This window comes from Cohnella fermenti, assembly GCF_004801405.1.
In the GTDB taxonomy this organism is placed as follows: Bacteria; Bacillota; Bacilli; order Paenibacillales; family Paenibacillaceae; genus Cohnella; species Cohnella fermenti.
In genome coordinates this window covers 42,849-66,630 of sequence record NZ_SSOB01000026.1, presented here as the reverse complement: position 1 = coordinate 66,630, position 23,782 = coordinate 42,849, and the positions used below count along the sequence as shown (strand labels likewise).

Genomic DNA, 23,782 nt, shown 5'->3' with positions numbered 1-23,782 from the left:
GGGTCTCTGCTGATGTCTACATTAGCAAACGCTTTCTCGGGGATCAATACGCAGACGGGAAGTGGCGGACACTTCCTTGATTCCGTCCACCAAACCTTGAGATTAACGCATTGTTGGCCTGTTGGGCAGCGGGTAAGATGGGATTGTGCACAGGCAAGGCAAGCCGATAACGAGAGGGTGGAACCAGTCATGAGCAGGGGGAAAAAGCGATTCGCCATCGGAACGGCCCTGATGGCATTGGCACTCGCGGTCAGCGGGTGCGGGTCTTCCGGGGAGAGCGGGAACGCGAATCGGGCAAGCGGCGGAAGCGCCGAAGCTTCGGCGGCGGCAACCGGCGGGGACGCGATCGATTGGAGCACGGTCAAAGCCGACATCCGGTTCGTCTATCCGGGCACGTCGGAGGCGGAGAAGGAGCTGGCCGAGCAATTCAAGGCGCGGATGAAGGAGAAGTACCCGAATATCAACATCGAATACATGTACCTGTCGTGGACGGACATGGAGAAGAAGCTGTCCGTCATGCTGAACTCCGGCGACGTTCCGGACTTGACGCAGACGCAGGACGTGACGAACCTGGTCCGGCTTAACGGACTGGAGGACTTGAATCCCTACTTCGAGAGGGAAGGCGAGACGCTGAAGAAGGAAGACTTCCTGCCGGGCACGATGGAGTACGCCCAGGAGGACGGCAAGCTGTATGCCGTTCCGAATCTGGCCAACTCGTTCACGCTTATCGTCAACGAGAAGATGCTGAACGAAGCGGGAATGAAGCTGGAGGAACTGCAGACCTGGGAGGATGTCGAGAGAGCGGCGGCGGCGATGACGAAGGACGGCAAGTACGGCTTCGGCTATCCGCTCGGCACGGCCCGCTTCGCGTTCCGTGTGCCGTTCACGGCGGCGTACAGCAACGATCTGCTGCTCAGCGACACGTCGGAGGGCAGCAAGAGCAAGTACCTGGAGACGCTGCAGCACTTCAAGAACCTGGAAGCCTACCAACCGAAGGCGCATCTGACCTGGGGCTATCCGGAGATGTTCCGCGCGTACAGCAACGGCGAGGTCGGCATGATCGCGGCCGGAACCTTCTTCACCGCCAACGTGTACAGCATCAACCCGGACATCGTGAACGTCTCCCGGACGATCGCGTATCCGAAGGGACCTTCCGGAACGGCGGCCAAGGCGCCGGTATCCAATGTCGGCATCGCGATGTTCAAGGACGGCAAGAACAAGGAGATCGCTTGGCGACTGATGCAGGAATGGTCGTCCCAGGAGTTCAACAGCACGATGGCGGCGGTCGTCAACGTGACGGCGATCAAGAGCACCAGCCTGGACGAGATCATCAGCAAGGCGGAGAAGGCGTACCCGAAGGCGATCGAAGGGCACAAGACGCTGCTGAACGACTTCAGCAAGCTGCTCGGCGAATCCGGCGTTCCGATGGACAAGATTCCGGGGCAGAGCGAGATGGAGGTTGTCGTTCAGGAGCAGATGGTTAAGCTGCTGACGGACAAGGAGACGGTCGAAGAGGCGTATGCCAACATCAAGGAAGGCATCGACAAAATCAAGGCCAAGCTGGAATAGGCCGGACTCCGGGGAGCCGTGTGCCGACGCATGCGGCTCCCCGTGCGTTCGCAATACAGATGCGATACAGAAAGGAAGCGAGAGATATGTCCGACCTGCTGGAGCTTCGCCGTCCAAGTTCGCCGCTTATCCGGCGGAGAGGACGCGCTTCGGCGTTCTTGAAGGAATTCGGCTTCGGGTACGTTCTGCTGGCGCCCGTCGTCCTGTACATCGTGGCGTTCCAGTTCTATCCGCTGGCGGAGACGATTCGATTGAGTCTGTTCGATTATTCGCTTATCTCCGGGCGAGGGATGTCGTTTAACGGCTTCGGCAACTACAAGGAGCTGCTCCTGAACGACAGCAACTTCTGGTCCATCTTCTGGAACAGCCTTGTCTGGGTGCTCGGCTCCACCGTGCTGCAATTCGCGATTGCGATTCCGGCCGCGCTTGTTCTGTTCAACAAGATCAGGCTTCGCGGCTTGTGGCGGGGGCTGATGATGGTGCCGTGGGTGTCCCCCGTCGTCATTATCGGCATCGTCTGGAAGTGGATCTACGACGGTCATTACGGGTTGTTCAACCATTACCTGAAGGCGCTTGGAATCATCTCGGAAAATATCGTTTGGCTGGGAGACGAGAAGTGGGTGTGGCCCGCTCTTCTGCTGACTTCGGCTTGGAAGGGCTTCCCGTACATTACGCTGATGATGCTGTCGGGACTGACCGGCATCTCCCGCGAGATGATCGAGGCGGCCCATATGGACGGAGCATCGGCATGGCAGAGGTTCGTCCGCATCACGCTTCCGATGCTGAAGCCGATCATGTACGCGACCGGACTGGTCAGCATCGTCTCCTCATGGACCAAGTTCGAGATGATCTGGGCGCTCACGAACGGAGGCCCCGGCTACTCGACGAGCATTCTGCCGACTTATCTATATACGAATTCGTTCGTTTACTTCGATCTGGGCAGAGGGTCGGCGATCGCGACGCTCTCGATGGCGATCGTGCTCATTCTGGTGGGCGTCTATGCCAGGACGTTCGGACGGAATCTGGAGTAGGAGGAGGAGCATCATGAAGGAATCGATTGTGCGGAAGACGTCGAATTACCTCTGGCTGGCGTTGCTGATGGTCTTCACGCTGCTGCCGTTCGCCTGGCTGATCGACACGACCCTGAAGCCGGACTCGGAGATGTTCTCTACCGTACCGACCTGGATCGTGAGCAGCCTGACCTGGGACAATTACCGCTGGGCGTTGGGAGACACGGGCTTGCAGTTGCCACGCCTGCTGCTCAATTCGATCGCCGCTTGCGGCATGACCGCGCTCGTCACGGGGGTCATCGCCTGTATCAGCGGTTATGGCCTGGCCCGCTACAAGGTGCCGGGAGCCGGCCTGGTCGTTGTGCTGATCGTGCTCGCCCAGATGATTCAGGGGCCGCTGATCATGATTCCGTGGTACAAGATGGCGGCGGCATTCTCGCTTCTCAATACGAAGACCATTCTTGTGATGATCTACGGCACGCTGACGATTCCGGTCGGGGTGTGGATCATGAGCGGGTTTTTCCGTACGCTTCCGAACGAGCTGGAGGAGGCGGCTGCAATCGACGGAGCCGGCAAGTGGCGCACCCTGCTCACGGTCATGATTCCGCTGAGCTTGCCGGGACTGGTGTCGATCTCGCTGTATGCGTTCATCCTTGGCTGGAACGACTATCAATATTCGCTTATTCTGACCAGCTCCATCAGTGCCAAGACCGTTCAGGTCGGGATAGCGGAGCTGATGGAGAGCATGGGCTCGACCAACTGGGGCGGGCTGCTGGCCAGCGGCGTGATCGTGATTCTGCCGATTGTCGTCATCTTCGCTTTTATCCAGAAGTATCTGATCGAGGGGATGACGGCGGGAGGTGTGAAGGGCTGAACGGTTGATCGGGGCGGACGAGGAAGGCTGGAAAGACGGGAAAGACGGGAAAGACGGGAAAGACGCGGGAGACCAAAGGAGACGGGAACGATGACGAATTCCGAACATTATAGAGGCGTGTATACCGCATTGGTGACTCCGATGCATGAAGGCGGAGCGATCGACCACGAATCGCTGGAGCGACTCGTACGGCATCTGCAAGCTCAGGGGGTCAAAGGATTCTATGTCGGAGGAAGCACGGGAGAGGGCTTCATTCTGAGCACGGAAGAGCGGCGGGCGGTGCTGGAGACGGTCGTGCGTGCGGCAGACGGCAAGTCGACGCTGATCGCCCATATCGGGGCGATCAGCACGGAGACTTCGATCGAGCTGGCGCGGCACGCTCATGGGCTGGGAGTCGATGCGATGTCCGCGGTCGTTCCGTTCTACTACAAGACGACGCTCGACCAGATCAAGCGGCACTACCTGGCGATTATGTACGCCGTACCGCTGCCGATGATTGTCTACCATTATCCGGGTGCGACGGGCGTCAGCCTCTCGCTGGACTTCTACGAGGAGATGGCGCGGCATCCGCAGTGCATCGGGGTCAAGTTCACCTCGCTGAACCTGTTCGAGCTGCAGCAGATTCGCGCCCGCTGCGGCCGCGACTTCCTGATCTTCAACGGGCATGACGAGGTATACGCCGCCGGAGCGCTGAGCGGTGCGGACGGCGCGGTCGGCAGCACGTACAACATGATGGCTCCGCCGTTCGTCGCGATGTTCCGGGAGGCGGAACGGGGGCATTGGGGGGCGCTCCCCTCGCTGCAGGCGGAGGCCAACGAAGCGATTGCCCACATGATCCGATTCGACGTCATCCCATACGAGAAGTATGTCTGCTATGCCCAGGGCATCATCCGTTCTCCCTACGCGAGGCAACCGCTTAAGCAGTTGACGGAGGCGGAGGCGGCGGAGATTCGGGTTTTCTACGAAGGGAATTCGCTGCTCAAGGCTTCGGCTTGGAGAGAGTAGGGGCGGGGTTCCGGTGGCGGACAGGCTGGCGGAACGCGATTACGCGTTATACCGCGATGTCGGTCCGGAGAGCCGATTGACGCGGACGCCAAGATTCCCAAGGAAGAGCTTGACTCGCCGCACTTCTTCCATTATGATCGTTAACAATAGTTGCAACTGCACGGACCGAGGGCATGCCGATTCGGGTGAAGGCGCTTCAGAGAAGGAATCCCTGGCTGAGAGATTCCCGCGCCGAACGACCGGCCCCGCCTCGCGAGCAGTGACGGAGAGCTTGTCGTCTGACAGGCGAACCGTTGCCGGACCCGGCCGTTATCCGGATCGAGGATCGCCTTGCGGGGCGATCGAATTAGGGTGGTACCGCGAGCGCATTCGTCCCTGACGAGTGCGTTTTTTTGTTGTTTATTCGTTGTGTCTCAGAGAAAGCGCGGAGGTGATCGGAATGAGGCAATCGACGTTATTCGGAAGCACGCTGAGAGACGTACCGGCCGAAGCGGAGGCGGCAAGCCACCGGCTGCTGCTTCGCGGAGGGTATATCCGGCAGTTGGCCGCGGGAGTGTATTCGTATCTGCCGCTCGGGTGGCGCGTGTTGCGCCGGATCGAGCGCATTGTCCGCGAGGAGCTGGACCGGGCGGGGGCGCAGGAGCTGCTGATGCCGGCGCTGCAGCCGGCCGAATTGTGGCGGCAGTCCGGCCGCTACGAGGCGTACGGTCCGGAGCTGGTTCGTCTTCGCGACCGGCACGACCGCGAGTTCGCACTGGGGCCTACTCACGAGGAGGTCATTACCTCTCTGGTTGCGAGCGAGATCGGGAGCTATCGGAAGCTGCCCGTTACGCTGTATCAGATCCAGACGAAGTTCCGGGACGAGCGTCGTCCGCGATTCGGGCTGCTGCGAGGGCGGGAGTTCCTGATGAAGGACGCCTACTCCTTCGATCTGTCCGAGGAGGGGCTCGAGCGGTCGTATGAAGCGATGCGGCAGGCGTACAACCGGATTCTCTCCCGATGCGGGCTTGCCTTCAAGCTGGTCGAAGCCGACGGCGGGACGATCGGAGACGCCGGAGGCACACATGAATTCATCGCGCTCGCTTCGATCGGCGAGGACACGGTCGTCTCTTGCGAAAGTTGCGATTACGCGGCCAACCTGGAGCAAGCGCAGGCGCGCGACTTTCCCCTGGCTCAAACGGAGAACTTCGGCACCGTTGCGGATAACGACGCTTGCCCCCGCTGCGCGGAAGGGAAGCTGAGGTTGACCCGCGGCATCGAGGTTGGCCATGTGTTCAGGCTGGGCACGAAGTACAGCGAGGCGCTGCAGGCGCGAGCGACCGACTCGTCCGGCGAGGAACGAACCCTGCTCATGGGCTGCTACGGCATCGGTCTCTCCCGTCTTCTCGCTGCCATCGCTGAACAGAGGCATGACGAGAGGGGGCTGGTCTGGCCGCAATCCCTCGCTCCTTATCACGCGCATATTATTCCCGTCTCTGCCAAGAATGAGGTGCAGCGGCACATTGCAGAGCAGTTGTATGACAGGTTGACCGACTTCGGATTCGAGGCTCTGCTGGATGATCGGGAGGAACGCGCCGGGGTGAAGTTCAACGATTCCGATCTGCTCGGCATTCCTGTCAGGCTTGTCGTCGGCAAGGAAGCGGAGCAAGGCAAGGTAGAGCTCGTCTTCCGGGATGGTCGGGGCGGCGGCGTGTATTCGACTGAAGAAGCCGTGAATCGGCTTCAGGACTACTACGGAGAGGGGACAGAAGCATGAGTATGAACGCGAGAACCGTGAAGCATCGATATACCGGGGAGCAGATTACGTTCGTAGAGACGGCAGCGGAGACGGGAGGCAAGCACCTGCTGATCGAGGTCGAGCTGCCGCCGAATGGTGACGGGCCGCCGCTGCATTATCACCGCAAGTTCACGGAAGAGTTCGAGGTGCTGCGCGGCCGGCTGACGGTAAGTCTGGGCGGGGAGGAGCGGGTGCTGGAGCCCGGGCAGACGCTGACGGCACCGATCGGGACGGCGCATACGTTCCGGAACGCGCACGGCGAGGAGGTTGCCTTCCGGGTGAAGCTGACGCCCCCGAGCGGCTTCGAGCAGTCGGTCCGTATCCACTACGGGCTCATGGACGATGGCCTTACGGACGGGAAGGGCACTCCGAAGAATCCGCTGCATACGGCGCTTGTCCTCTCGCTTCAGGATACGCTGGTGGCCGGAATTCCCCTCTGGCTGCAACGCGCGCTGTTCGGCGGGTTGAACGGAATCGGGCGATTGACGGGCGTTCATCGGAAGCTGCTGAAGTATACGGACGAGAGGTAGGCTGTTACGAAGCTGTGTCCGGCGAAGGTCTAACATCGGCCTATTGAATCCTCTTTATGTTTATGTCCCCCATTAGAATACCTCGGAAGCCTCTGTCCGGTTGTCCGGACAGAGGCTTCCGAGGTGTCTTGCCGGTCATTCAAGAGCTTGCTCCGTTAGATCAGTTCGGACTCCCGAAGCAGGTTCTGAACGAGGACGGCGGCTTCGGCTCTCGTGATCGAGGCTTGAGGAGCGAGGGTGTTGTCGTTGCGGCCGGATATGACACCGGCTTGCAGACAGTCCGCGAAGCCGCTTATTGCCCAAGTCGAGACCTGATCGGAATCGGCGAACGGGCGCAACAGCGAATCGGCATTCCCGGACAGAATTCGTTCCTTCAGTCCGGTTGTCTCCATCGCCTTGGCGATGATCGCGATCGCCTGTTCGCGCGTGATCTTGTCGCCGGGACGGAAGGTGCCGTCTTCGAATCCGTTGATCAGGCCGTAGGCAGACAGCGTGAGAACCGAATCGTTGTACCAGGCGGAGGCGTTCACATCAGTGAATGAGGTCTGGCCGCTCTCCGACTTCAGCCCGAGCGCCCGGACGAGGATCGCCGCGAACTCCGCGCGGGTGATGTCTCGATTCGGGTAGAACAAGCCGTCTTCGACTCCTGTCACAATCAATCGCGAGCCCATGTCGTTCACGGCTTCCTTCGCCCAGTCCGACGTTACGTCTTCAAACTTGAGAGGATGCCAGACGAGGGCATACACGCTGTTCGTCAAGCTGTTCACCTCCGCGTAGACCTGACCGTCGACGTCGACGATTCTCGTCGGTACATGGCGAACGGTTCCGTCCGAGTCCACGACGACCGCCGTCGTAATCCGGCCCCTGTCAACCTCTAACGGAACGGATATCCTTCTCTTCACGTAGGAGTCGAAGGCCGAGACTTCGATGGATCGGTCCCCGTAGAAGGCATGAATGGAGAATTCGACAGGAGAGGCGACAAGCGCCAGTCCGTCCCGATCGACAGCATCTTGGATCAGCCGATCGGCATTCGTCGTCGGAGCGGCGATCTCGATCTGAAGCTTGACCTCCTCCAGTGCGACATTGTCGCCGAACTGCTTCCGAAGCTCGTCGAGGTCGATCAGTTGCGTTGGAATCGTATAGACGGCGTTCTTCGTCTTCAGTTCCAGGATTGCCTGCCGCTGCTCCATCTCCAGCAGCATCCGGCCGTCGAGCTCGCCGATCGAGATGTCTTGATCCGATGCGAACGGAAGGGTAATGGTCGGCATCTGTCCTTCTTGGGCAAGAAGCTCGGACAGCTTCGTCGAATCGACGATGACGGTCGTTACCGATTGGCCGTTCCGTGTGCTTGTTCTCACCGTGCCTGCACTCTGCGATTTGCCGTTAACGAGCACGTCCACTCCTTCATTCGTCGCCTCCGGTTCAGATGTGACGACGGACGAGCCTGTCCCTGTTCCCGATGTCCTGACCGTCTGGGTAACGGTGAAGGATACGCTGGTCATATGGTCGGCTGATACAGTGACCGTCGCCTTATGCGTGCCCGTCGATAATCCGGGCTTCGGCTTCACGGTGAAGAGAGTAGAGGACGAGTTGTCGTCCAGAGTCGTGGATTCCGGCTGAGTGACGGTGAAGTCGTCGGCATTCGTTCCGCCCAGAACGGTTGTCACATTCGTTAACGTCCCCGTTCCCGTTCTGATGACCGCGATGGTCTTCGTCTCTTCGGCTCCCGCCGCGTAACCGACCGTCAATGCCGTCAATGTCTGATTCTCGATGGGGGCGATCGAATACGTCCACGACGTTGGCTCGCTCTGCATCACGGTGATCTTGCCCTCGACCAGCGTCTTCTCCAGCTCGATTGCCGAGGCGTCCGTGAGGGTGAAGCTGAGAAGATCTTCCTCGGCGACCGTCAGCGGCGAGTCTCCCGATGCGACATCTTCCTTAATCGTGAACGTAAGGAGGAATAACCGGCTTCCCGCATCCAGAGGCTCGTCGCCTCCGGATGCATCAGCCCAAGCTGCTTGGACATAGCCGCTATTATTGTTAATGATCGAAGAGAAATAATCTCCCGATTCTCCCTGGACGGATTGCGCTTCAAGCACGTTGGTGTCGAAGTCGATCCGAATTCCGTAGGAGGCGACGCCGTCCGACGATTCGGAGAGAACAACGGGGACGGTCACGTTCTCACCCGCGACGCCGTTGGCGCTACCGACCGTGACGGTTGCACTCCCCGTCGTTGGCAACGTCGAGGTCACGGTAACGGATCCGGCCGTTAGAGCGGAAGACTCGAGGGAGATCGGGGCCGTGTCCTCCGTATAGGCGAAGTCGCGAATGGAGACGACGGAGTCTCCGGGCGCCGCACTCTCTTTGATTCGAAAGTGAATCGTGAACAGAGTTTGCGGGGAGGGTTCGAAGAACAAGGCATAGTGCGAATTCACGTATATCGTTCCTTCGCTATCCGTGTCCACATCGAAGGAGTCGGGCGTCCCGAGGCTGGTCACCGGACTGTTGGCCACCAGCTCAAGGATATTGGAGTCGTATTCAAGCTCCACAGCATATTTCCAGAAGTAGTTGTTTTGCGGGTCGAACGATACCTCTACATTGACCGTGTCACCCGGCGCTCCCGAGACGCTGCCGACTTCCGCCTTGGCGGACGAATACGGCTCCGCGAAGGTCGCCGTATGCCCGGAGAGAATGAGGCAGATGACCGCGAGCAGGACGAATGTCTTCTTGATGGCTTGCACGAGACGGCTCCTTGTTGCATTAATCATATGGAAACCCCCAAATAAATGTTCATGATCATCTGAACGTCTTCGGAATTAAGCTCGCCGTCGCCGTTCATATCCAAGACTTCAAACTGCTCGTCCGTCAGGTCGATTTTGCCTTGCATGTACTTCGTAATATACAGCGCATCCGCCGGAGTGACGAGGCCGTCATGGTTGATGTCTCCCTTCAGGGATCGCACGACCTGGGTCACCGTGAACGAGACGCTTGTCATGTGGTCGGCCGATACCGTTATGGTGGCGGTATAGGTACCTGCGGACAACCCGTCTGCCGCCCTCACGGTGAACCAAGTCGAAGGTGCTGCGTCGTCGAGCGCAGTCGCTTCGGGCGGCGCAACGACGAAGTCCTCTGCGTTCTGGCCGCTCAGTGCGACCGTCAAGTTAGTCAGGTCTCCCGTGCCCGTGCGGGTCAGCGTAATATATTTCTCTTCCTGCATTCCGCTTGTGTAGCCGACGCTCAAGGGGTTCGCGGTCTGGTTCGCGATCGGCTCGATCGTGTACGTATTTGAAGGTTGGGGTGTTCCCGCGCCGATCGTCGAGGCCTGCATGAAGAGCGGGCTGGCGCTCTCGAAGTAGGCGACGTACGGCTGGTTATCCGTCCCGATAGCCAGTCGGGCAAGGCTGACCGTATTGATGGCGAACGAGTTGTCTCCGATGATGCTCCACTCGTCATCCTGGTACTTCTCGACGTAGCTTTGCTGGTCGGCATTGCTCTTGACCACCGCATAGAGCGTGTCATCCGCTCCTAACCGGACGGAGATGTTCTCACTGGAGCCGACGGTGTCGAAGGATCCCGGTTGCGACCACTCGGTTCCGTCGAACTTGGCGATCTCGCTATAGCTGGGAGAATCGTAGTTGGTGTACGCCATATAAATAGCCCCGTTTGCGGTGGATACGGAGATCGGAGCCAAGTAGCTTACCTTGTTCGGCAAGAAGTCTTCGATGCCGTCGACCAGCTCCCAGCTATCTGAGGTGTCGTCATACGTCTTCAATTTTACCTTTAGCTCCTTGTCCCGATAGCCGAAGTAGAGCCGATCTTCGGGTCCGACCGCTAGTGAACTGTAATACAAATCACCTTCATAGACGCCATGTTCATCGCCAACGAGTACCCATTCGGATCCGTCGAAGCGTCTGACCTCCGTCTTGCTCGTGTAGCCGTAAGTTGTATAGTTAAACCCTGTATGAATGTACGACAGGTAAGGCGTGCCGTCCGACCCGATAGTCAGCGAATTGCTCGACAAGTTGGGGTAAGGAATTCCGTCTGATGATAGAGATTCCCATTCCCCGCTGGTTGGATCGTAAGTCTTCACTTGGAAGGAATTGTTGTAACTCAGGTAACTTAAATAAAGCTTGCCGTTCGGAGCGGTAATCAGACTAATATAAAGCCCGTTCTCGCTAATCGAGTCGAAGATGCTCACCCATTCTTCCCCGTCAAATTTGAGAACGTTCACCTTCAAGCTGCCCAAGTCGCGGAAGGCGACATACGGCGTCTCGTCGGCGCCCAGTACAAGCTGGAAGGAATCGGCTGAGCCCGTCAGCGTATAGCCTTCCGCGCCTAAGGATTCCCACAGCCCTCTGTCCAGCGGCGTAATCGTAAAGGTGAACGAATCCGACGCGCTGCCTTCTGCGCTGCCCTCGACTCCGCTGTAGACCGCCGTAACCGTGTGGTCGCCTTCGCTTAATTCCGAGACGTTGAAGGTAGCTGTCGGCGACAGCGATAACGAGACCGTGTCCAGTGTCACTCCATCTTCTACGAAGGCGACCGAGCCCAGATAATAGTTCATGGGAAAGCCATAGTTAATCGTTTGATAGGGAGCGTCCGTCACGGTCGCACTCAGATAGGCAGCCACCCCGGCCATGGACGAGGTCGGTCCGGTTAGTGCGGTTGAAGTGGCGGTCAATCCCTCCGCGTAGGCGGAGGTGTCCCCCTTATCCACCGGCAAGGGGAGAATCGTCAGCGCAAGCGCTATGCCTAATAAGAATTTGCCAATTACACTGGAAGTCACGTGTATAGCCTCCTTGTTGTCTTAGTCAGGCCTAATTATAAAGGCATGCTCTTCTGCGAATTAGTGACGAAAGGTCATATTGTGACGTTAAATGGAAAAAACCCGTTCTCCCATTAAGGAACGGGCCAATCCTATATACCTCATGGCGTCTATTCATGGCCCGGCGGCGCCGCCGGATATGCGGGAAGCGAGAAGAAGAACAAGCTTCCCTCCCCGGCGCGGCTTACGACACCGACACGGCCCCCATGCCGCTCGACGATCTCTCTGACGATGGTCAATCCCAGTCCGCTGCCGTTCGCATTCCCTTCCGCCTTGCGGTAGAAGCGATCGAATACATAGGGCAGATCCTCCTCCGCGATTCCCGGCCCGCAGTCCTGCACTTCGACGATAACGTCATAGGAGTGCGTTCCATGGGTATTCTCACTGGAAGCAATGCGACAATTGACGATGACTGCCGAACCGGGAACGCGGCTGAACTTGACCGCATTCTCGACATAGTTGTTAAGCGCCTGCATGATCCGCGTCGGGTCCGCCCGAACCCATGCCTCTTCGTCTTCCACCTTCGTGTCCATGACGCCAACTTGCAAGTCCGTGCCGAGTCCGACCAGGTTCGCCTTCAGCTTGCGAACGAGCTCGTCCATGCAGCCTCTCCATTCCATTCGCCTGAATCGAAAGCCAAGCTGTCCGGATTCAAGCAGGGACAATTCGAATAAGTCATCGTTCAGGCGCTTGATATATGCGGCTTTGTCCAGCATGGACTGGACGAACTCCGGCTGCTGATCTGCCTTCACCAGACCCTGCTTCATCAATTGCATGTTCATTTGAATTCCCGTTAACGGCGATCCCATATCGTGCGAGATATTCGCCAGCATCTCGGTGCGGCTGCGGTGCATCCGGGCCAGTTCCGCATTATTCCGGTTCAAATCCGCCGTTCGGTCTGCAACCTTGTGCTCCAAGGTTGAATTCAACAGCCGCAGGTCGTTGGACAACGCGACGTTCCGATCGAACAGCCGGGAATGCCGGTAAGAGACAAGGACCGCTTGAAGCAGAACGAACAGGAAGATCGCCTCGTACAGCATCTCCGTCGTTTGAATAACCCGCTGATACAGCAGCACATCGTTGATGCACGCGATCGCGATACCGATATAGCCGACGATATTGACCCAAGCGCCATCTCTTCGTCTGCGAGCGGCGAGGATGCAGACGTAACCGATCGTGTACAGAGAGAACAGAAACATGGTCGCGAACTGATAAGTAAGCGTCTTCGTGTAAACCTCGGCAGGTGTTGCCGCAATATAGAGAGCGAACAGCACTGTGAAGGCATGCGACAGGTTCGCCGCCATGCGATTCATCTCGCGAGGGAACATCTGCTTGATAATAAGCACCAGGATCAGGTAAGCGGCGTATCCGGTCATGTAATCGAGCTTGACAATCGATTCCCAACTCAAGAACGGCGCGACGAGATCAACGAGATACGTGTCCTTGATCCAGCCGCGCAGACCGATATCGACGGCGAACAGGCCTACGAATAGGGTCGAGAGGTCTCGTCTTCGGGTGCCGAATATGATCAAGTGATACAGTCCGATAACCAGAAGGCCTCCGATTGTGAGCGTTGCGGACAGCTTGTTCATGATCAAGCGATTCTCAAGATAATCGGCATCGCCGAACGTGACCGCCCGGAACGAGCCTTCGCTTCGGAATGTAAAATTCGAGAATTGGACGACTACGATCGCTTGGGTGCTCGACGGCTCGAAGAAGAGCAACTTCGTGCGGGACTGCGGGGTCTCTCCTTCCTTCGACGCGCCTACGGCGCCGATGCCTCCGAGCAGCTTGCCGTCGATCCATACCTTGTATGCGCTGGCGATATCGTCAATGTACAGCGCCTTCTGGCGTCCGATCTCGACGGGCAAGAGGGCAAGCTTCAAGGAATACGTCCCGTATTTGAAGCGGGACGCCTTCTCCTCGGGCACATGAATATAGCTCGGTTTGCCCGTCTGAAGGGCCAGTTGATCGGGATTCAGCAGCTCATTCGCGTACCATTCCCACTCTCCCTCAAGAGATACGGATTGGATGGGGGCGTCGGCGAAGGTCAAATCCGCCGTGCCATAACGGACGTACGAAGGCTGAGCGGAAGTCATCGGCACGCCGAGAACGGAGCAACAAGCGGCAAGCAAGAAGAGGAGGCAGAGAAGGAAGGGAGAGATACGTATGATGACGTTCACCTGCTATCTTTAGCGTAGAGTATCCATGATTTGCTCCGGGGTTCGTGCTATGATTGAAGGGTGCCGCGCAAGCGAGCGATACTTCAATCCGGAGGTTCCAGGGAATTGGCTGCTTACCGAATATTCATTATCGATGACGAACCACTCATCAGCCATGCGCTCCGAATCGTGATCGAGGCGGAAGCCGACATGGAAGTCGCGGGCGTTGCCGACAGTGGCATCGAAGGCTTGGCGGCGATCGATCGACTCCGGCCCGATCTTGTCCTGATGGACGTACGGATGCCGGCGATGGACGGGATCGAATGTACGCGAAGGATCAAGCTGCGTTACCCCGACATGCTTGTCCTCATTCTAACGACATATAACGAAGAGGCTTATATTATCGACGGTCTGGCACACGGCGCGAACGGCTATTTGCTTAAGGGACTAGACTTTGCATTGCTGGTATCCACCATCAGAAGCACACTCCGAGGGCAGTACGTGTTGCCGGCGGAAGTCGCGGCGAAGCTATCGGCCTACTTGATGAACAACAAGCCCGGCCTCCAGGAGTTAAACGCTCTTCCCGCATTCATCACCGAGCGCCATACCCTTACGAATCGCGAGAAGGATATTCTGCTGCTGCTGGGCAACCGCCTGTCGGTTCGCGAGATAGCCGCCGAATTGAATATCGGCGAAGGGACGACCAAGAATTATTTAACGATCATCTACGAGAAGCTGAACGTAGCCAACCGCTACGAGGCCATCGATCTGGTGCGCAACGGCCGCTGACGATCCTGCGCTCCGTTGAATTGCTCTCATTATAATACAGGGAAGCTCTTGCGGTAAGTGACGTTAAGTCATAGACCCGGGCCGCTGTGTCGACGAGTTGGCCGGTGGTCGGAACGTTCGTTTAACATCCGTGACATATAAGGAGAAGGGGCCCTGGGGGCCCCTTCTCCGTTAAAACAAAACAATTCCTTCATTGAACCCTGCAGCGAGCTTCTCTATTCTCTTATAATTTTGTTCCGACAGCTCAACCTTGATAGCTTTGGGTGTCAGAGCAAAATAGGCACAACAAAATGGCCTGCGCGACATGGATTTGATCTTCGAAATCTGTATAATCAGATTTCGATCTCCCCGTTCGAAGCCGTAAGCCTTTAATGCATCCGCCCAGAAATTCAGCGGACCGGGCAAGTAATATTTATCAATGTCGGTGAAGGCATATACCTTGCGGTCGCTTATATCGTGTTCGATATATAGCGTGTCCTCAACAGGTATATTAATCATGGAGTCAAGGCCCGTTGTTGTGCTTGTAACCGAAAGCCAAGCCATCAAGCCATCTCCTTCTTACTTCAAAAGTTCGGCCGGCGTTTCTTCTTGGTGGATGTAAATCCAGCTCGCCGTAGACACGATCGCCGTAGCAATGACTCCGAGACTTACGGCAATTCGGTAGGCAATCCTCTTTGTCATGTCCGTTCACCTCCTTTCATATGGATTAATGTTAATGCTTGTACGAAGAACGAGGCGACCAGCGGCGGCGAGTCGACAAGGAGTGCCGTACTGACAAGAAGCATGGCTGCGGCTCTCATAATAGGATAATGGTTCTTCTTGACTCGGGTAATCGTTACAAGGTAAGGTGCGAAAATAAGGATCAGGAGAAGACTGGCCACTGTTACGATTACTTCGATCCTATAGCTGAACTCTGCCAGAGACAATGCGGTTGCTCCGGCTGTCGACACTACGATACATAAAGTGCCTGATTTTAAATGGACACCGCCGGTAAGCTGTCTGAGTATCGCGTACGAGATAAGCACAATGACAGCCTCCGTGAATCTGCCAGTGAATACGGATATCATTAAGGTTATGCCGATAATAAAAAATGCATTTAGCAGGAAAGAGAGCGAGTAGCGCATAACTTCAATACTTGTGGGAGCCTCCGGCGCTGCCTTCTTAATACGAATCGCGAGCTTGTTCGCCAAGTGATGGATCATGCGCCTCAAGATCCTTTCGTAAGTAGTATGCAACAAGTAAAGCGGAAGACACAACGAAAATAATGAGGTTCGTAAATATGGATTCGAAGGAAATCATGAGTCCAAGGACAACAATTATAGCCGATATCAATGAGACGACGAAGATTCGTTCCCCTTTAAACCTCAGCTTTTCCAACTCGAACGTAAATCCTTTGCCCAGCTTATAAAATCCCCAGCCGATGGACATACCGATTAGACCGGAAAGGGCTTGGACGGTATATCCTTTCCAAGCTATGTCCTGAACTTCATGAAGAGAGAAGTACCCAAGTGAGGAATAAATGATTACAGTCTGGATGGCTCCGACATATAAAGCCCCGCTTAATGTTATTAGGATAGACCAAATGAGCGGAATGCGGAGGTAGGCAATGAAGAAAATCGTTGTCAGCACAACGTTAATAATTGTAGAGAGTCCGCTTAACGACAGCTCTTCCCGAATAAAGAAATTCTGAATGTTAATCAGGGTTGAAACAAGAACGACTACCCCCATGATCTTGAAAAGGTTGATCCGAAATAAAAAGAGAATGGAAAATACCGCGAAGCTCTCGATTAGTGAAAAGCTCATGTATCCCAAAAAATCTTCCACGTCTATAACCCCTCACCTTCAATATCGTACGCGGGCAAATCGGAGACAAGAGATCACGCGGGAATAATATATCCCGACTAGAAAAACGTGTCAATATAAGTTGAGAGGTTTAACTGCTTTTATATGTCCCCATAATGGGAGTATATAGGAGCGGTTCCTGGGAGGTTTAACGATGATCGTAGTCTGTCCTTCTTGCCACAAAGAAGTTAAAGTGAAGAGCAACGGGCATGCAGTGTGCGAATGTGGAGCTCGAATTAAAGTTGTAAATTAAAAAAAGGCCTTCGGATCTACACTTTCCCCTGGACTTGGGATACCCTATGTGTAAAAATTAGCTTAAATTATCACATAGGACGTGTTGGGATGAGGTATTTACATAAATATTATCATGATTTGAACACATCCGATTTCGAAGCGTTATATCAGGATCGGCTCTCATCCGATGTATCCGTTCGTCTGGGCTTGCATATACGCCCCATGAATCAAGCGCGGCACTATGAGCTTTATTTAGTGCCGACCCTCAAGATGATCTCGCTCACGAGTCGAATCTATCGAACATCTGCCCAATTTGAGAACGTTTTCCGTGGGCTTCCGCCCATCGCACAGAGACAATTCATCAACGAATGCATTGCAGAAGAATTGTTCCATACCAACGATTTGGAAGGGATAAAGAGCAACAAGGAGGAGCTTATCCGAAGTACTCGAGACATTTTCTTGAATAAGAACACGAAGAAGAGATTCGATAGCATGATTAAATCCTACTTCAGTCTGCTTAATCAGGATGTTGATTTTCCACGGAGCGCAAGCAATTATCGAGCAATTTATGACGACATCACCAAGGGAGAGATCGAAGCGGATGAACTGCCGGATGGCCGCTGGTTCCGCAAAGAGATCACCTACATTCTGAAGAAGTCCGGTACGGGGAAGGTCGTTCATCAGGGAATGACGCCCGAGAGTGCTATCATCGAAGCAATGGAGCGATTGTCCGAATTTATGGGCAATGAGGAAGACGGGGTGGAATCTCTTATCAAGGTTGCCGTCGGACATTATTTTTTCGGATATGTTCACCCCTTCTACGACGGCAATGGACGGACGTCAAGATTTATTAGCAGTCTGTATTTGTCCCGCAGTATCGGCACTATTCCGGCTCTCTCTCTATCCCGGGGATGCAACAAGTATCGAAACAACTATTTGAATTCCTTCGAGATCACGAATAGTCTCCGCAATTGCGGAGAGATGAATCTCTTTATCGAAGTGTTCCTGGGCATCATCAGTGACACACTGGAGTCGATGTTAAACGAACTGAAGGAGAAGAGTCAGCTTCTTAAACTTGCAAGCGACAAGCTCGCCGCGGATGACCGGCTCAGCGTTCAGGATCGGAAGGACATCATGTTCATTCTGGCGCAGAACCACTTCTTCGATGCGAACAGCGGGCTAACTGTCCAGGAGCTTGCCTCCATATGCGAGAAGTCTGAGGTTACCATCCGAAAAATAATGAAGGAACTCGTTGGACTGTCCGTAGTGGATTCCAGAGGGGAGCGTCCTATTTATTATTTGATTCACAAGCCATACTTAGAGAGCCTGGAATCCTAGGGCGCTCGCCTCCTTCGCGATAATGCGGCCCCTTGTTCCATAAACAGCACGATTCGTTATTCACTTTCGCGGCGAATCGCTCTATACTAACGTGGATAATGATAATCAATATCAATGTTAGGGGTTATTGCACATGTTAATCGTTAAACGCTTGTTGCCATTAGCGTCAATCGTGCTGCTTATGCTGCTGCTCGCCGCCTGCGGGAGCTCCGATAAGACAGAGAACGGGGCTTCCGCTTCCTCGCCGGCCGCGTCTTCCTCCGCAGAAGCTTCCGCGGACGCTTCTCCATCCTCGTCGCCGGCCGCATCCGCCGAATCGGGCGTCCGCACGTTGACCGATGCGATGGGGCATACCGTGGAGGTTCCGGCCCATCCGGAACGGATCATCGCGCCGTTCCTGGAGGACCCGCTTGCCGCGCTCGGCCTGAAGCCCGTTGCACAATGGGGCGCCGCCGGCCAGCCGCAGCAGTACCTGCAGGACAAGCTCGCCGACGTCCCGGTGCTGAATATGGACGAAGGGCTGACGGCGGAGGAGACGCTCTCCTATACGCCCGACCTGATCATCTTCGCTTCGCCGGCTTACATGGCGAAGATCGATTACGATCAATTCTCGAAGATTGCGCCGACGTACGTTCTTGCGGAAGACGGAGCGGACTGGCAGACAAGCCTCGAGAATCTCGGCGCTCTGCTGGGCGAAGAGGACGCCGTCAAGACGGCGCTCGAGCAATACGACAGCAAGCTCGAAGCGGCGAAGGCCCAGCTCGGCTCGCTGCCGTCCGAGAAGACGGCGGTTCTCCTGCTGCCGCAGGACGACAAGAGCTTCAAGCTGTTCGGGCCGAACTTCTACGGCGGCAAGATGCTCTATCAGACGCTCGGCTTCCAGCAGCCTGCGGTGCTTAATGGAGACTTCGAGGCTTATTCGATGGAATCGCTCGCCGACCTGAAGGACGTCGACTATATCTTCGTCATCTCCGGCACCGGCCGTCCGAAGCCGCCGACCGACAACGCCTTGTGGCAGGCGCTCGGAGCCGTGAAGGCCGGCCATGTCTTCGAAGCGGACTCCGGACACTGGTTCAACGACAACCTCGTCGCGAACGAATTGATCGTTCAGGACGTAGTGAGCGCCGTCCATGAATAGGAAGCGGCAAGACCCGGACCTGCGGCAGGATGCCGCGGGTCTTCTTGGATTTAAGCTGCAGGATGTGCGCGTGCTAAGGGATGCTCCCCGGGCCTCGCTTGCGGAGAGAGCCTTCCTCGAGGCCCGTTCCCATCTGCTCATCGTCGCGAATTGCCCCGGCGGCCGGCTGGTCGTCGACGGGCATCCGCACGTCCTCCGGCCGGGGCTGCTGCTCGTCTGCGCCCCGGGACAATTGATCGAATGGACGAATTACTCCGGTCATTCGCTGGAGCTGCTGCTGCTCGACTTCGCGACCTTCGCCGCAGCGCCTGCAATCGCCGAGTCCGCTTCGTCCCCCGCAGCCGCACCGCCGCAGCCGTCTCCGGCCGAGGCCGAATTCCCGTTCCGCGGGGAGGCGTCGCTGCCCTCCGGCATGTCCGCGGCCTCCCTCATCGCGGAGATGGCCGACGGATGGAGCCGGAATACGGCATCCGCCCGGCTGCGCTGCGAAGCTCGCCTGCTTGAGCTGCTGAGCGTTGCGCTCGACCACCAGGAGCGGCAGACGGAATTCGCGCTGGAGGCGTGCCGATTGGAGCTGGAGCGCCATTATGCTTCCGACATTACCGTCGATTCGCTGGCTTCCGTCGCGGGGCTCAGCCGCTTCCACTTCATGCGGCTGTTCAAGGAGCGGTTCGGCAAGGGAGCGATGGAATACCGGACCGAGCTGCGGCTGCAGGAAGCGAAGCGGCTGATGAGAGAAGGGGACCTGCCGCTCGCGGAGATCGTCTACCGGATCGGCTACTCAAGCGAGAGCTACTTCAGCACCTTGTTCAAGAAGCAGACAGGCATCGCGCCCGTCGTCTATCAGCGCAACCAGAGGCGGCGGATCGCAGCCTACAGTTGGGCCAACATCGGGCAACTGCTCGCGCTGCGAATGATCCCTTGCGCGGCTCCGCTGGACCAGTTCTGGACCGACCGCTACCGTTCCCGGTATTCGTACGAGATCGCGACTCCGCTCAGCCATCGCTACGACTTCAACCTGCAGGCGCTGAGCGAAGCCCGTCCCGACTTCATCCTCGGCTTCGACGGGCTCATTCCTGCCGAGGAGCAGGTCAAGCTGAGGGAGCTCGCGCCCTCCCTGTTCCTGAACTGGGAGGACGACTGGCGCGCGCACTTGCGGCAGACGGCCGCCTTCCTTGATCGCGAAGACGAGGCGGAAGAGTGGCTGAGCCATTACGAGGCGAGAGCCGCTTCCATTCGCGAGCGGATGGGGGCCGCGGCGATACGCGGCTCGCTGCTCGTCCTGCTCGTCGGTCGGGACCGGATCATGGTGCTGGGCCGGCGATCGGGCACGGTTCTGTACGACGATCTCGGCTTGGCGATGCCGAGAGGAGTCGGGGCGGCCCCATGGTTCCTTCCGGTCGAGGCTTCCGAGCTGGCGGCGATGGAAGCGGACCGGATGCTTGTCCATGTGGATCGGAACCCGGCGGCGGAGGCCCGGTGGACCGAATTGACCGAGACGCTCGGCTGGCGGCGGCTTCCCGCCGTGCAGGCGGGCAAGGTGAAGCTCGTCTCCGGCACCGACTTCATCGCGGCTCCCTGGAACGAGTACGCCGCGGAGCCGATTGGCCGCTTCCTCGAGAGCTGCGCGGAGCTGCTCTAGCGCGGTTCTCCGGCGGCCGCCTTCCTGCTAGAACCCGCCGCCGCGGCGAAGGCTCCGGTACTTCGTCGGCGATTGCCCGTGGAAGTCGGAGAATTGTTTGGAGAAGTAGTGGACGGTGTCGTAGCCGAGCTGCTCGGAGATTCGGGTGACCGATTGGTCGCTCTCGAGCAGAAGGGCTGCGGCTTTTTTCATTTTCAACCGGAGCTGGCAGGCCTTCGGCGTCATCCCCGTCGCGCTCTTGAACAGGGCGTAGAAGCGGGACTTCTCCAGTCCGCACTCCCGGCTCATCTCTTCATGGGAGAAGCGAGCTTCCGGCTCCCACTCCATCCTCTCGAGGAGGCGGGCGATGCGGCGGTCCGCCGAAGCCTCCGTCCGCAGCTCGCGATGCGCCTGCAGCAGCCAGGCCTTCATGAGGGTGGAGACGAGAGCTTCGGCGTTATCGTCCTCCTGGCCGTGCCAGCCGCAGATGCGGGCGAACCAGTCCGTCAGCGGCGAATGGGCCGGAATGCGGGCGTGCGCGGGCAGCTCGTCCAGCTCCGGACACTTCGCCTGCGGCGGCATAAGCTGCGGATCGGGCCGGTCCGTCTGGAAGGAGAAGCGGGAGAAGAGGGGCTCCGGCTTCCCCCACAGGTCGCAGTAAATATTGTAGGCTTCCAGCGGTGCGGAAGGGGCGGACAGATGGAACGAGTGGGGCTCGCCCGGACGGATGAATACGAGCGAACCGACGCCGACCGGATGCGGGTGTCCGTTCACCGCAATCGTGCCCTGTCCGCGGGCGACCAGATGGAACGCGTACGTATAGCCGACGCGGGTCTCCTCGTGGTAGCCGCCCCGATAGATGTAGCGATGGGCCTCCCGGACATAAATATCGGTCTCGGCCAGCCTTCCCGAAGTTGTCGCCAGCTCGCTTCTGTTTCGTAACATGCTCAACACCGCCGGAATATTCTATAAATGATGGAATGCCGTTTAAAGACGTTGCTCACACCTCATTATACACTAATGACAACGCTTAACAGAATAACGGGAACCGCAATTCCCCCGTAGAGGAGCCGAAGATCATGCGCTTCAGACAGGTCCATCTGGACTTCCACACCTCGGAAAAAATTCAAAGGATCGGCCAAAGCTTCTCCAAAGCCCAGTTCCAGGAGATGCTGAAGGTCGGCCATGTCGATTCGATCACGGTATTCGCCAAGTGCCACCACGGCTGGGCGTACTTCCCTTCGGAGGAGAACGAGATTCACCCGCATCTCGCCTTCGACCTGCTCGGAGCGCAGATCGAGGCCGCGCACGAGATCGGCGTCAAGACTCCGGTGTATCTGTCGGCCGGGCTGGACGAGCGGCTTGCCCGCCTGCATCCGGAATGGCTCATTCGCAGCGAAGATGACCGGATGAATTGGGTGAAGACGTTCATGGAGCCGGGTTACCACCAATTCTGCATGAACTCGCCCTATCTCGACGTCCTGATCCGCCAGATCGAGGAGGCGACGCGCAAGTACGATGCGGACGGCATCTTCCTCGATATCGTCGGCGTGCGGAAGTGCTACTGCCATACGTGCACCAATCAACTGCTCGGCGAAGGCAAGGACCCTCGGGATAAGAAGAACATTGCCGAGCTCGGGGAAAAGGTGTATGCGAACTATACGAGGAGGGTAGAGGAGGCCATTCATGCGATCAAGCCGGAGATGCCGATCTTCCACAACTCCGGCCATATTACCCGCGGGCGGCGCGACCTGGCGGCGATGAACACCCACCTCGAGCTGGAGTCGCTGCCGACCGGCGGCTGGGGATACGATCACTTCCCGCTCTCCGCCCGCTATGCCCAGCAGCTCGGCTATGACTTCCTTGGCATGACCGGCAAGTTCCACACGTCCTGGGGCGAGTTCGGCGGCTTCAAGCATCCGAACGCGCTGCGCTACGAGGCGGCGCTCAGCCTCGCCAACGGAGCGCGCTGCTCGATCGGCGACCAGTTGCATCCCGAGGGGCTGATGGACCCGGCCACTTACCGTCTGATCGGTGCGGCTTACGCGGAGGTCGAGCGGAAGGAAGCGTGGTGTGCGGGAACGAGCAACGTGGCGGATGTCGGCCTGCTGTCGGTCGAAGCGGCGCTCGGCGCGGCGGCGGCTCACGGCGGAGGCGGCGATTCCGACGCGGGAGCGGTGCGAATCCTGCTGGAGAATCATATTCTGTTCGACGTCTTGGACCTGGACTCCGACTTCTCCGCGTACAAGGTGCTGATCCTGCCGGATCGGGTGACCGTGGACGAGGCGCTCGCGGCGAAGCTGAACGAGTACGTGAAGAGCGGCGGCCGCCTGCTCGCGACCGGAGCGTCCGGCCTGAATCCGGAGCTGACGGCGTTCGCGATTGATCTCGGGGTTCGTTATGCCGGTCCGAATCCGTTCAAGCCGGATTACCTGAAGCCTTCGTTCGAGCTTCCGTCCCTCGGGGACGCGACCTTCGTGCTCTATGCGGACGGACAGCGGGTGGAACTGGCGATCGGAGGCGAAGAACTTGGACGCCGCGAGGACTCGTACTTCAATCGGGACGTCTACTCCTTCTGCTCGCACCAGCACACGCCGAACGATCCGGCGACCGGCTCGTCGGGCATCGTGAAGAGCGCAGCCGGCGTCTATATCGCCTGGAACGTCTTCGCGGATTACGCCGAGAAGGGGTCGATCACCGTCAAGGAGACGGTGGCCCATGCGCTGAACCTGCTGCTCGATCGTCCGTCGCTGGAGACGACGCTTCCGGCCCAGGGCGTGGCGACGCTGCAGCATCAAGCGGCGGAGAAGCGGTTCATTCAGCACTCTCTGTACGCAAGCCCGGTGCGCCGGGGGAAGAATGTCGAGGTCATCGAAGACATCGTGCCGCTGTACGATATCGACGTGACGGTGCGGCTGCCGGGCAAGGAGATCGCCCGCGTCTATCTGGCACCGGAGGGCGAGGATCTGGCTTACGAGACGGACGGCGACCAGGTTCGCTACCGACTCGGCAAGCTGCACAACCACCAGATGGTCGTGCTCGATTACAACAATTAACATAGGCAGCCC

General features: G+C 57.6%; 19 protein-coding genes. 11 read left to right on the top strand and 8 right to left on the bottom strand.

Annotated elements, in window-relative coordinates:
* Positions 1 to 189 precede the first annotated feature (189 nt).
* The 6 genes from E6C55_RS19630 (at position 190) to E6C55_RS19605 (ending at position 6,765) form a co-directional block, all read left to right on the top strand.
* Entirely contained in the window at positions 190 to 1,569 is a 1,380-nt protein-coding gene (locus E6C55_RS19630) for an ABC transporter substrate-binding protein (RefSeq protein ID WP_168735758.1), read from the top strand.
* 86 nt (positions 1,570 to 1,655) lie between these two features.
* On the top strand, positions 1,656 to 2,600 hold the full coding sequence (locus E6C55_RS19625) for a carbohydrate ABC transporter permease (protein ID WP_168735757.1): 945 nt from the start codon (positions 1,656 to 1,658) through the stop codon (positions 2,598 to 2,600).
* A 13-nt stretch (positions 2,601 to 2,613) separates the two neighbouring features.
* On the top strand, positions 2,614 to 3,453 hold the full coding sequence (locus tag E6C55_RS19620; RefSeq protein ID WP_168735756.1) for a carbohydrate ABC transporter permease: 840 nt from the start codon (positions 2,614 to 2,616) through the stop codon (positions 3,451 to 3,453).
* 90 nt (positions 3,454 to 3,543) lie between these two features.
* A complete protein-coding gene (locus tag E6C55_RS19615; protein ID WP_136371513.1) occupies positions 3,544 to 4,458 on the top strand; it encodes a dihydrodipicolinate synthase family protein in 915 nt (304 codons plus the stop codon).
* Positions 4,459 to 4,897: 439 nt separating this feature from the next.
* The gene (gene proS, locus E6C55_RS19610) at positions 4,898 to 6,214 is read left to right on the top strand and encodes a proline--tRNA ligase (protein WP_136371512.1); all 1,317 of its coding nucleotides are present in this window, start codon (positions 4,898 to 4,900) and stop codon (positions 6,212 to 6,214) included.
* Positions 6,211 to 6,765, top strand: a complete 555-nt coding sequence (locus E6C55_RS19605; RefSeq protein WP_136371511.1) for a cupin domain-containing protein — start codon at positions 6,211 to 6,213, stop codon at positions 6,763 to 6,765. The genes proS and E6C55_RS19605 overlap by 4 nt, the downstream gene beginning before the upstream one ends.
* Positions 6,766 to 6,920: 155 nt before the next feature.
* On the opposite strand, the gene E6C55_RS19600 is transcribed toward E6C55_RS19605, so the two are convergent.
* The 3 genes from E6C55_RS19600 to E6C55_RS19590 form a co-directional block, all read right to left on the bottom strand.
* On the bottom strand, positions 6,921 to 9,533 hold the full coding sequence (locus tag E6C55_RS19600) for an S-layer homology domain-containing protein (RefSeq protein ID WP_136371510.1): 2,613 nt from the start codon (positions 9,531 to 9,533) through the stop codon (positions 6,921 to 6,923).
* Positions 9,530 to 11,551, bottom strand: a complete 2,022-nt coding sequence (locus E6C55_RS19595; protein ID WP_136371509.1) for a dockerin type I domain-containing protein — start codon at positions 11,549 to 11,551, stop codon at positions 9,530 to 9,532. Before E6C55_RS19595 ends, E6C55_RS19600 begins: the two co-directional genes overlap by 4 nt.
* A 149-nt stretch (positions 11,552 to 11,700) precedes the next feature.
* Complete coding sequence (locus tag E6C55_RS19590; RefSeq protein WP_136371508.1) at positions 11,701 to 13,773, bottom strand: sensor histidine kinase; 2,073 nt, start codon at positions 13,771 to 13,773, stop codon at positions 11,701 to 11,703.
* Positions 13,774 to 13,878: 105 nt separating this feature from the next.
* On the opposite strand from E6C55_RS19590, the gene E6C55_RS19585 reads away from it, so the two are divergent.
* The gene (locus E6C55_RS19585; protein WP_168735755.1) at positions 13,879 to 14,541 is read left to right on the top strand and encodes a response regulator transcription factor; all 663 of its coding nucleotides are present in this window, start codon (positions 13,879 to 13,881) and stop codon (positions 14,539 to 14,541) included.
* A 171-nt stretch (positions 14,542 to 14,712) separates the two neighbouring features.
* Here E6C55_RS19585 and E6C55_RS19580 read toward each other — a convergent pair whose 3' ends face one another.
* Genes E6C55_RS19580 through E6C55_RS19565 form a run of 4 tightly spaced genes read right to left on the bottom strand, consistent with a single transcriptional unit; the run spans position 14,713 to position 16,365 of the window.
* Positions 14,713 to 15,084 (bottom strand): LytTR family DNA-binding domain-containing protein, encoded by a 372-nt coding sequence (locus tag E6C55_RS19580; protein ID WP_136371506.1) that lies wholly within the window; start codon positions 15,082 to 15,084, stop codon positions 14,713 to 14,715.
* A 15-nt stretch (positions 15,085 to 15,099) separates the two neighbouring features.
* Positions 15,100 to 15,222 carry a cyclic lactone autoinducer peptide gene (locus E6C55_RS19575; RefSeq protein WP_136371505.1) on the bottom strand — a complete coding sequence of 41 codons (123 nt, stop codon included), beginning with the start codon at positions 15,220 to 15,222 and terminating at the stop codon, positions 15,100 to 15,102.
* Positions 15,219 to 15,665, bottom strand: a complete 447-nt coding sequence (locus tag E6C55_RS35450; RefSeq protein ID WP_407923755.1) for an accessory gene regulator B family protein — start codon at positions 15,663 to 15,665, stop codon at positions 15,219 to 15,221. The genes E6C55_RS19575 and E6C55_RS35450 overlap by 4 nt, the downstream gene beginning before the upstream one ends.
* A gap of 37 nt (positions 15,666 to 15,702) precedes the next feature.
* Positions 15,703 to 16,365: a hypothetical protein gene (locus E6C55_RS19565; protein ID WP_136371503.1), complete on the bottom strand. Its 663-nt coding sequence runs from the start codon at positions 16,363 to 16,365 to the stop codon at positions 15,703 to 15,705.
* Positions 16,366 to 16,725: 360 nt separating this feature from the next.
* Here E6C55_RS19565 and E6C55_RS19560 point away from each other — a divergent pair, with 360 nt between their 5' ends.
* The 3 genes from E6C55_RS19560 (at position 16,726) to E6C55_RS19550 (ending at position 20,735) form a co-directional block, all read left to right on the top strand.
* On the top strand, positions 16,726 to 17,955 hold the full coding sequence (locus E6C55_RS19560) for a Fic family protein (protein WP_136371502.1): 1,230 nt from the start codon (positions 16,726 to 16,728) through the stop codon (positions 17,953 to 17,955).
* Positions 17,956 to 18,088: 133 nt separating this feature from the next.
* The gene (locus tag E6C55_RS19555) at positions 18,089 to 19,093 is read left to right on the top strand and encodes an ABC transporter substrate-binding protein (protein WP_136371501.1); all 1,005 of its coding nucleotides are present in this window, start codon (positions 18,089 to 18,091) and stop codon (positions 19,091 to 19,093) included.
* Positions 19,086 to 20,735, top strand: coding sequence for an AraC family transcriptional regulator (locus tag E6C55_RS19550; RefSeq protein WP_136371500.1), 1,650 nt, complete (start codon positions 19,086 to 19,088; stop codon positions 20,733 to 20,735). Before E6C55_RS19555 ends, E6C55_RS19550 begins: the two co-directional genes overlap by 8 nt.
* A 27-nt stretch (positions 20,736 to 20,762) precedes the next feature.
* Here E6C55_RS19550 and E6C55_RS19545 read toward each other — a convergent pair whose 3' ends face one another.
* Entirely contained in the window at positions 20,763 to 21,659 is an 897-nt protein-coding gene (locus E6C55_RS19545) for a helix-turn-helix domain-containing protein (protein ID WP_136371499.1), read from the bottom strand.
* 134 nt (positions 21,660 to 21,793) lie between these two features.
* On the opposite strand from E6C55_RS19545, the gene E6C55_RS19540 reads away from it, so the two are divergent.
* Entirely contained in the window at positions 21,794 to 23,770 is a 1,977-nt protein-coding gene (locus E6C55_RS19540; protein WP_136371498.1) for a beta-galactosidase trimerization domain-containing protein, read from the top strand.
* Positions 23,771 to 23,782 lie beyond the last annotated feature (12 nt).

What these genes read in the sequence shown, in the direction of transcription:
- E6C55_RS19540 (WP_136371498.1), top strand. Translation starts at nt 21,794, where the DNA reads ATGCGCTTCAGACAGGTCCATCTGGACTTCCACACCTCGGAAAAAATT.
- E6C55_RS19545 (WP_136371499.1), bottom strand. Translation starts at nt 21,659, where the DNA reads ATGTTACGAAACAGAAGCGAGCTGGCGACAACTTCGGGAAGGCTGGCC.
- E6C55_RS19575 (WP_136371505.1), bottom strand. Translation starts at nt 15,222, where the DNA reads ATGACAAAGAGGATTGCCTACCGAATTGCCGTAAGTCTCGGAGTCATT.
- E6C55_RS19550 (WP_136371500.1), top strand. Translation starts at nt 19,086, where the DNA reads ATGAATAGGAAGCGGCAAGACCCGGACCTGCGGCAGGATGCCGCGGGT.
- E6C55_RS19600 (WP_136371510.1), bottom strand. Translation starts at nt 9,533, where the DNA reads ATGATTAATGCAACAAGGAGCCGTCTCGTGCAAGCCATCAAGAAGACA.
- E6C55_RS19630 (WP_168735758.1), top strand. Translation starts at nt 190, where the DNA reads ATGAGCAGGGGGAAAAAGCGATTCGCCATCGGAACGGCCCTGATGGCA.
- E6C55_RS35450 (WP_407923755.1), bottom strand. Translation starts at nt 15,665, where the DNA reads ATGCGCTACTCGCTCTCTTTCCTGCTAAATGCATTTTTTATTATCGGC.
- E6C55_RS19615 (WP_136371513.1), top strand. Translation starts at nt 3,544, where the DNA reads ATGACGAATTCCGAACATTATAGAGGCGTGTATACCGCATTGGTGACT.
- E6C55_RS19625 (WP_168735757.1), top strand. Translation starts at nt 1,656, where the DNA reads ATGTCCGACCTGCTGGAGCTTCGCCGTCCAAGTTCGCCGCTTATCCGG.
- E6C55_RS19605 (WP_136371511.1), top strand. Translation starts at nt 6,211, where the DNA reads ATGAGTATGAACGCGAGAACCGTGAAGCATCGATATACCGGGGAGCAG.
- E6C55_RS19620 (WP_168735756.1), top strand. Translation starts at nt 2,614, where the DNA reads ATGAAGGAATCGATTGTGCGGAAGACGTCGAATTACCTCTGGCTGGCG.
- E6C55_RS19555 (WP_136371501.1), top strand. Translation starts at nt 18,089, where the DNA reads ATGTTAATCGTTAAACGCTTGTTGCCATTAGCGTCAATCGTGCTGCTT.
- proS (WP_136371512.1), top strand. Translation starts at nt 4,898, where the DNA reads ATGAGGCAATCGACGTTATTCGGAAGCACGCTGAGAGACGTACCGGCC.
- E6C55_RS19580 (WP_136371506.1), bottom strand. Translation starts at nt 15,084, where the DNA reads ATGGCTTGGCTTTCGGTTACAAGCACAACAACGGGCCTTGACTCCATG.
- E6C55_RS19560 (WP_136371502.1), top strand. Translation starts at nt 16,726, where the DNA reads ATGAGGTATTTACATAAATATTATCATGATTTGAACACATCCGATTTC.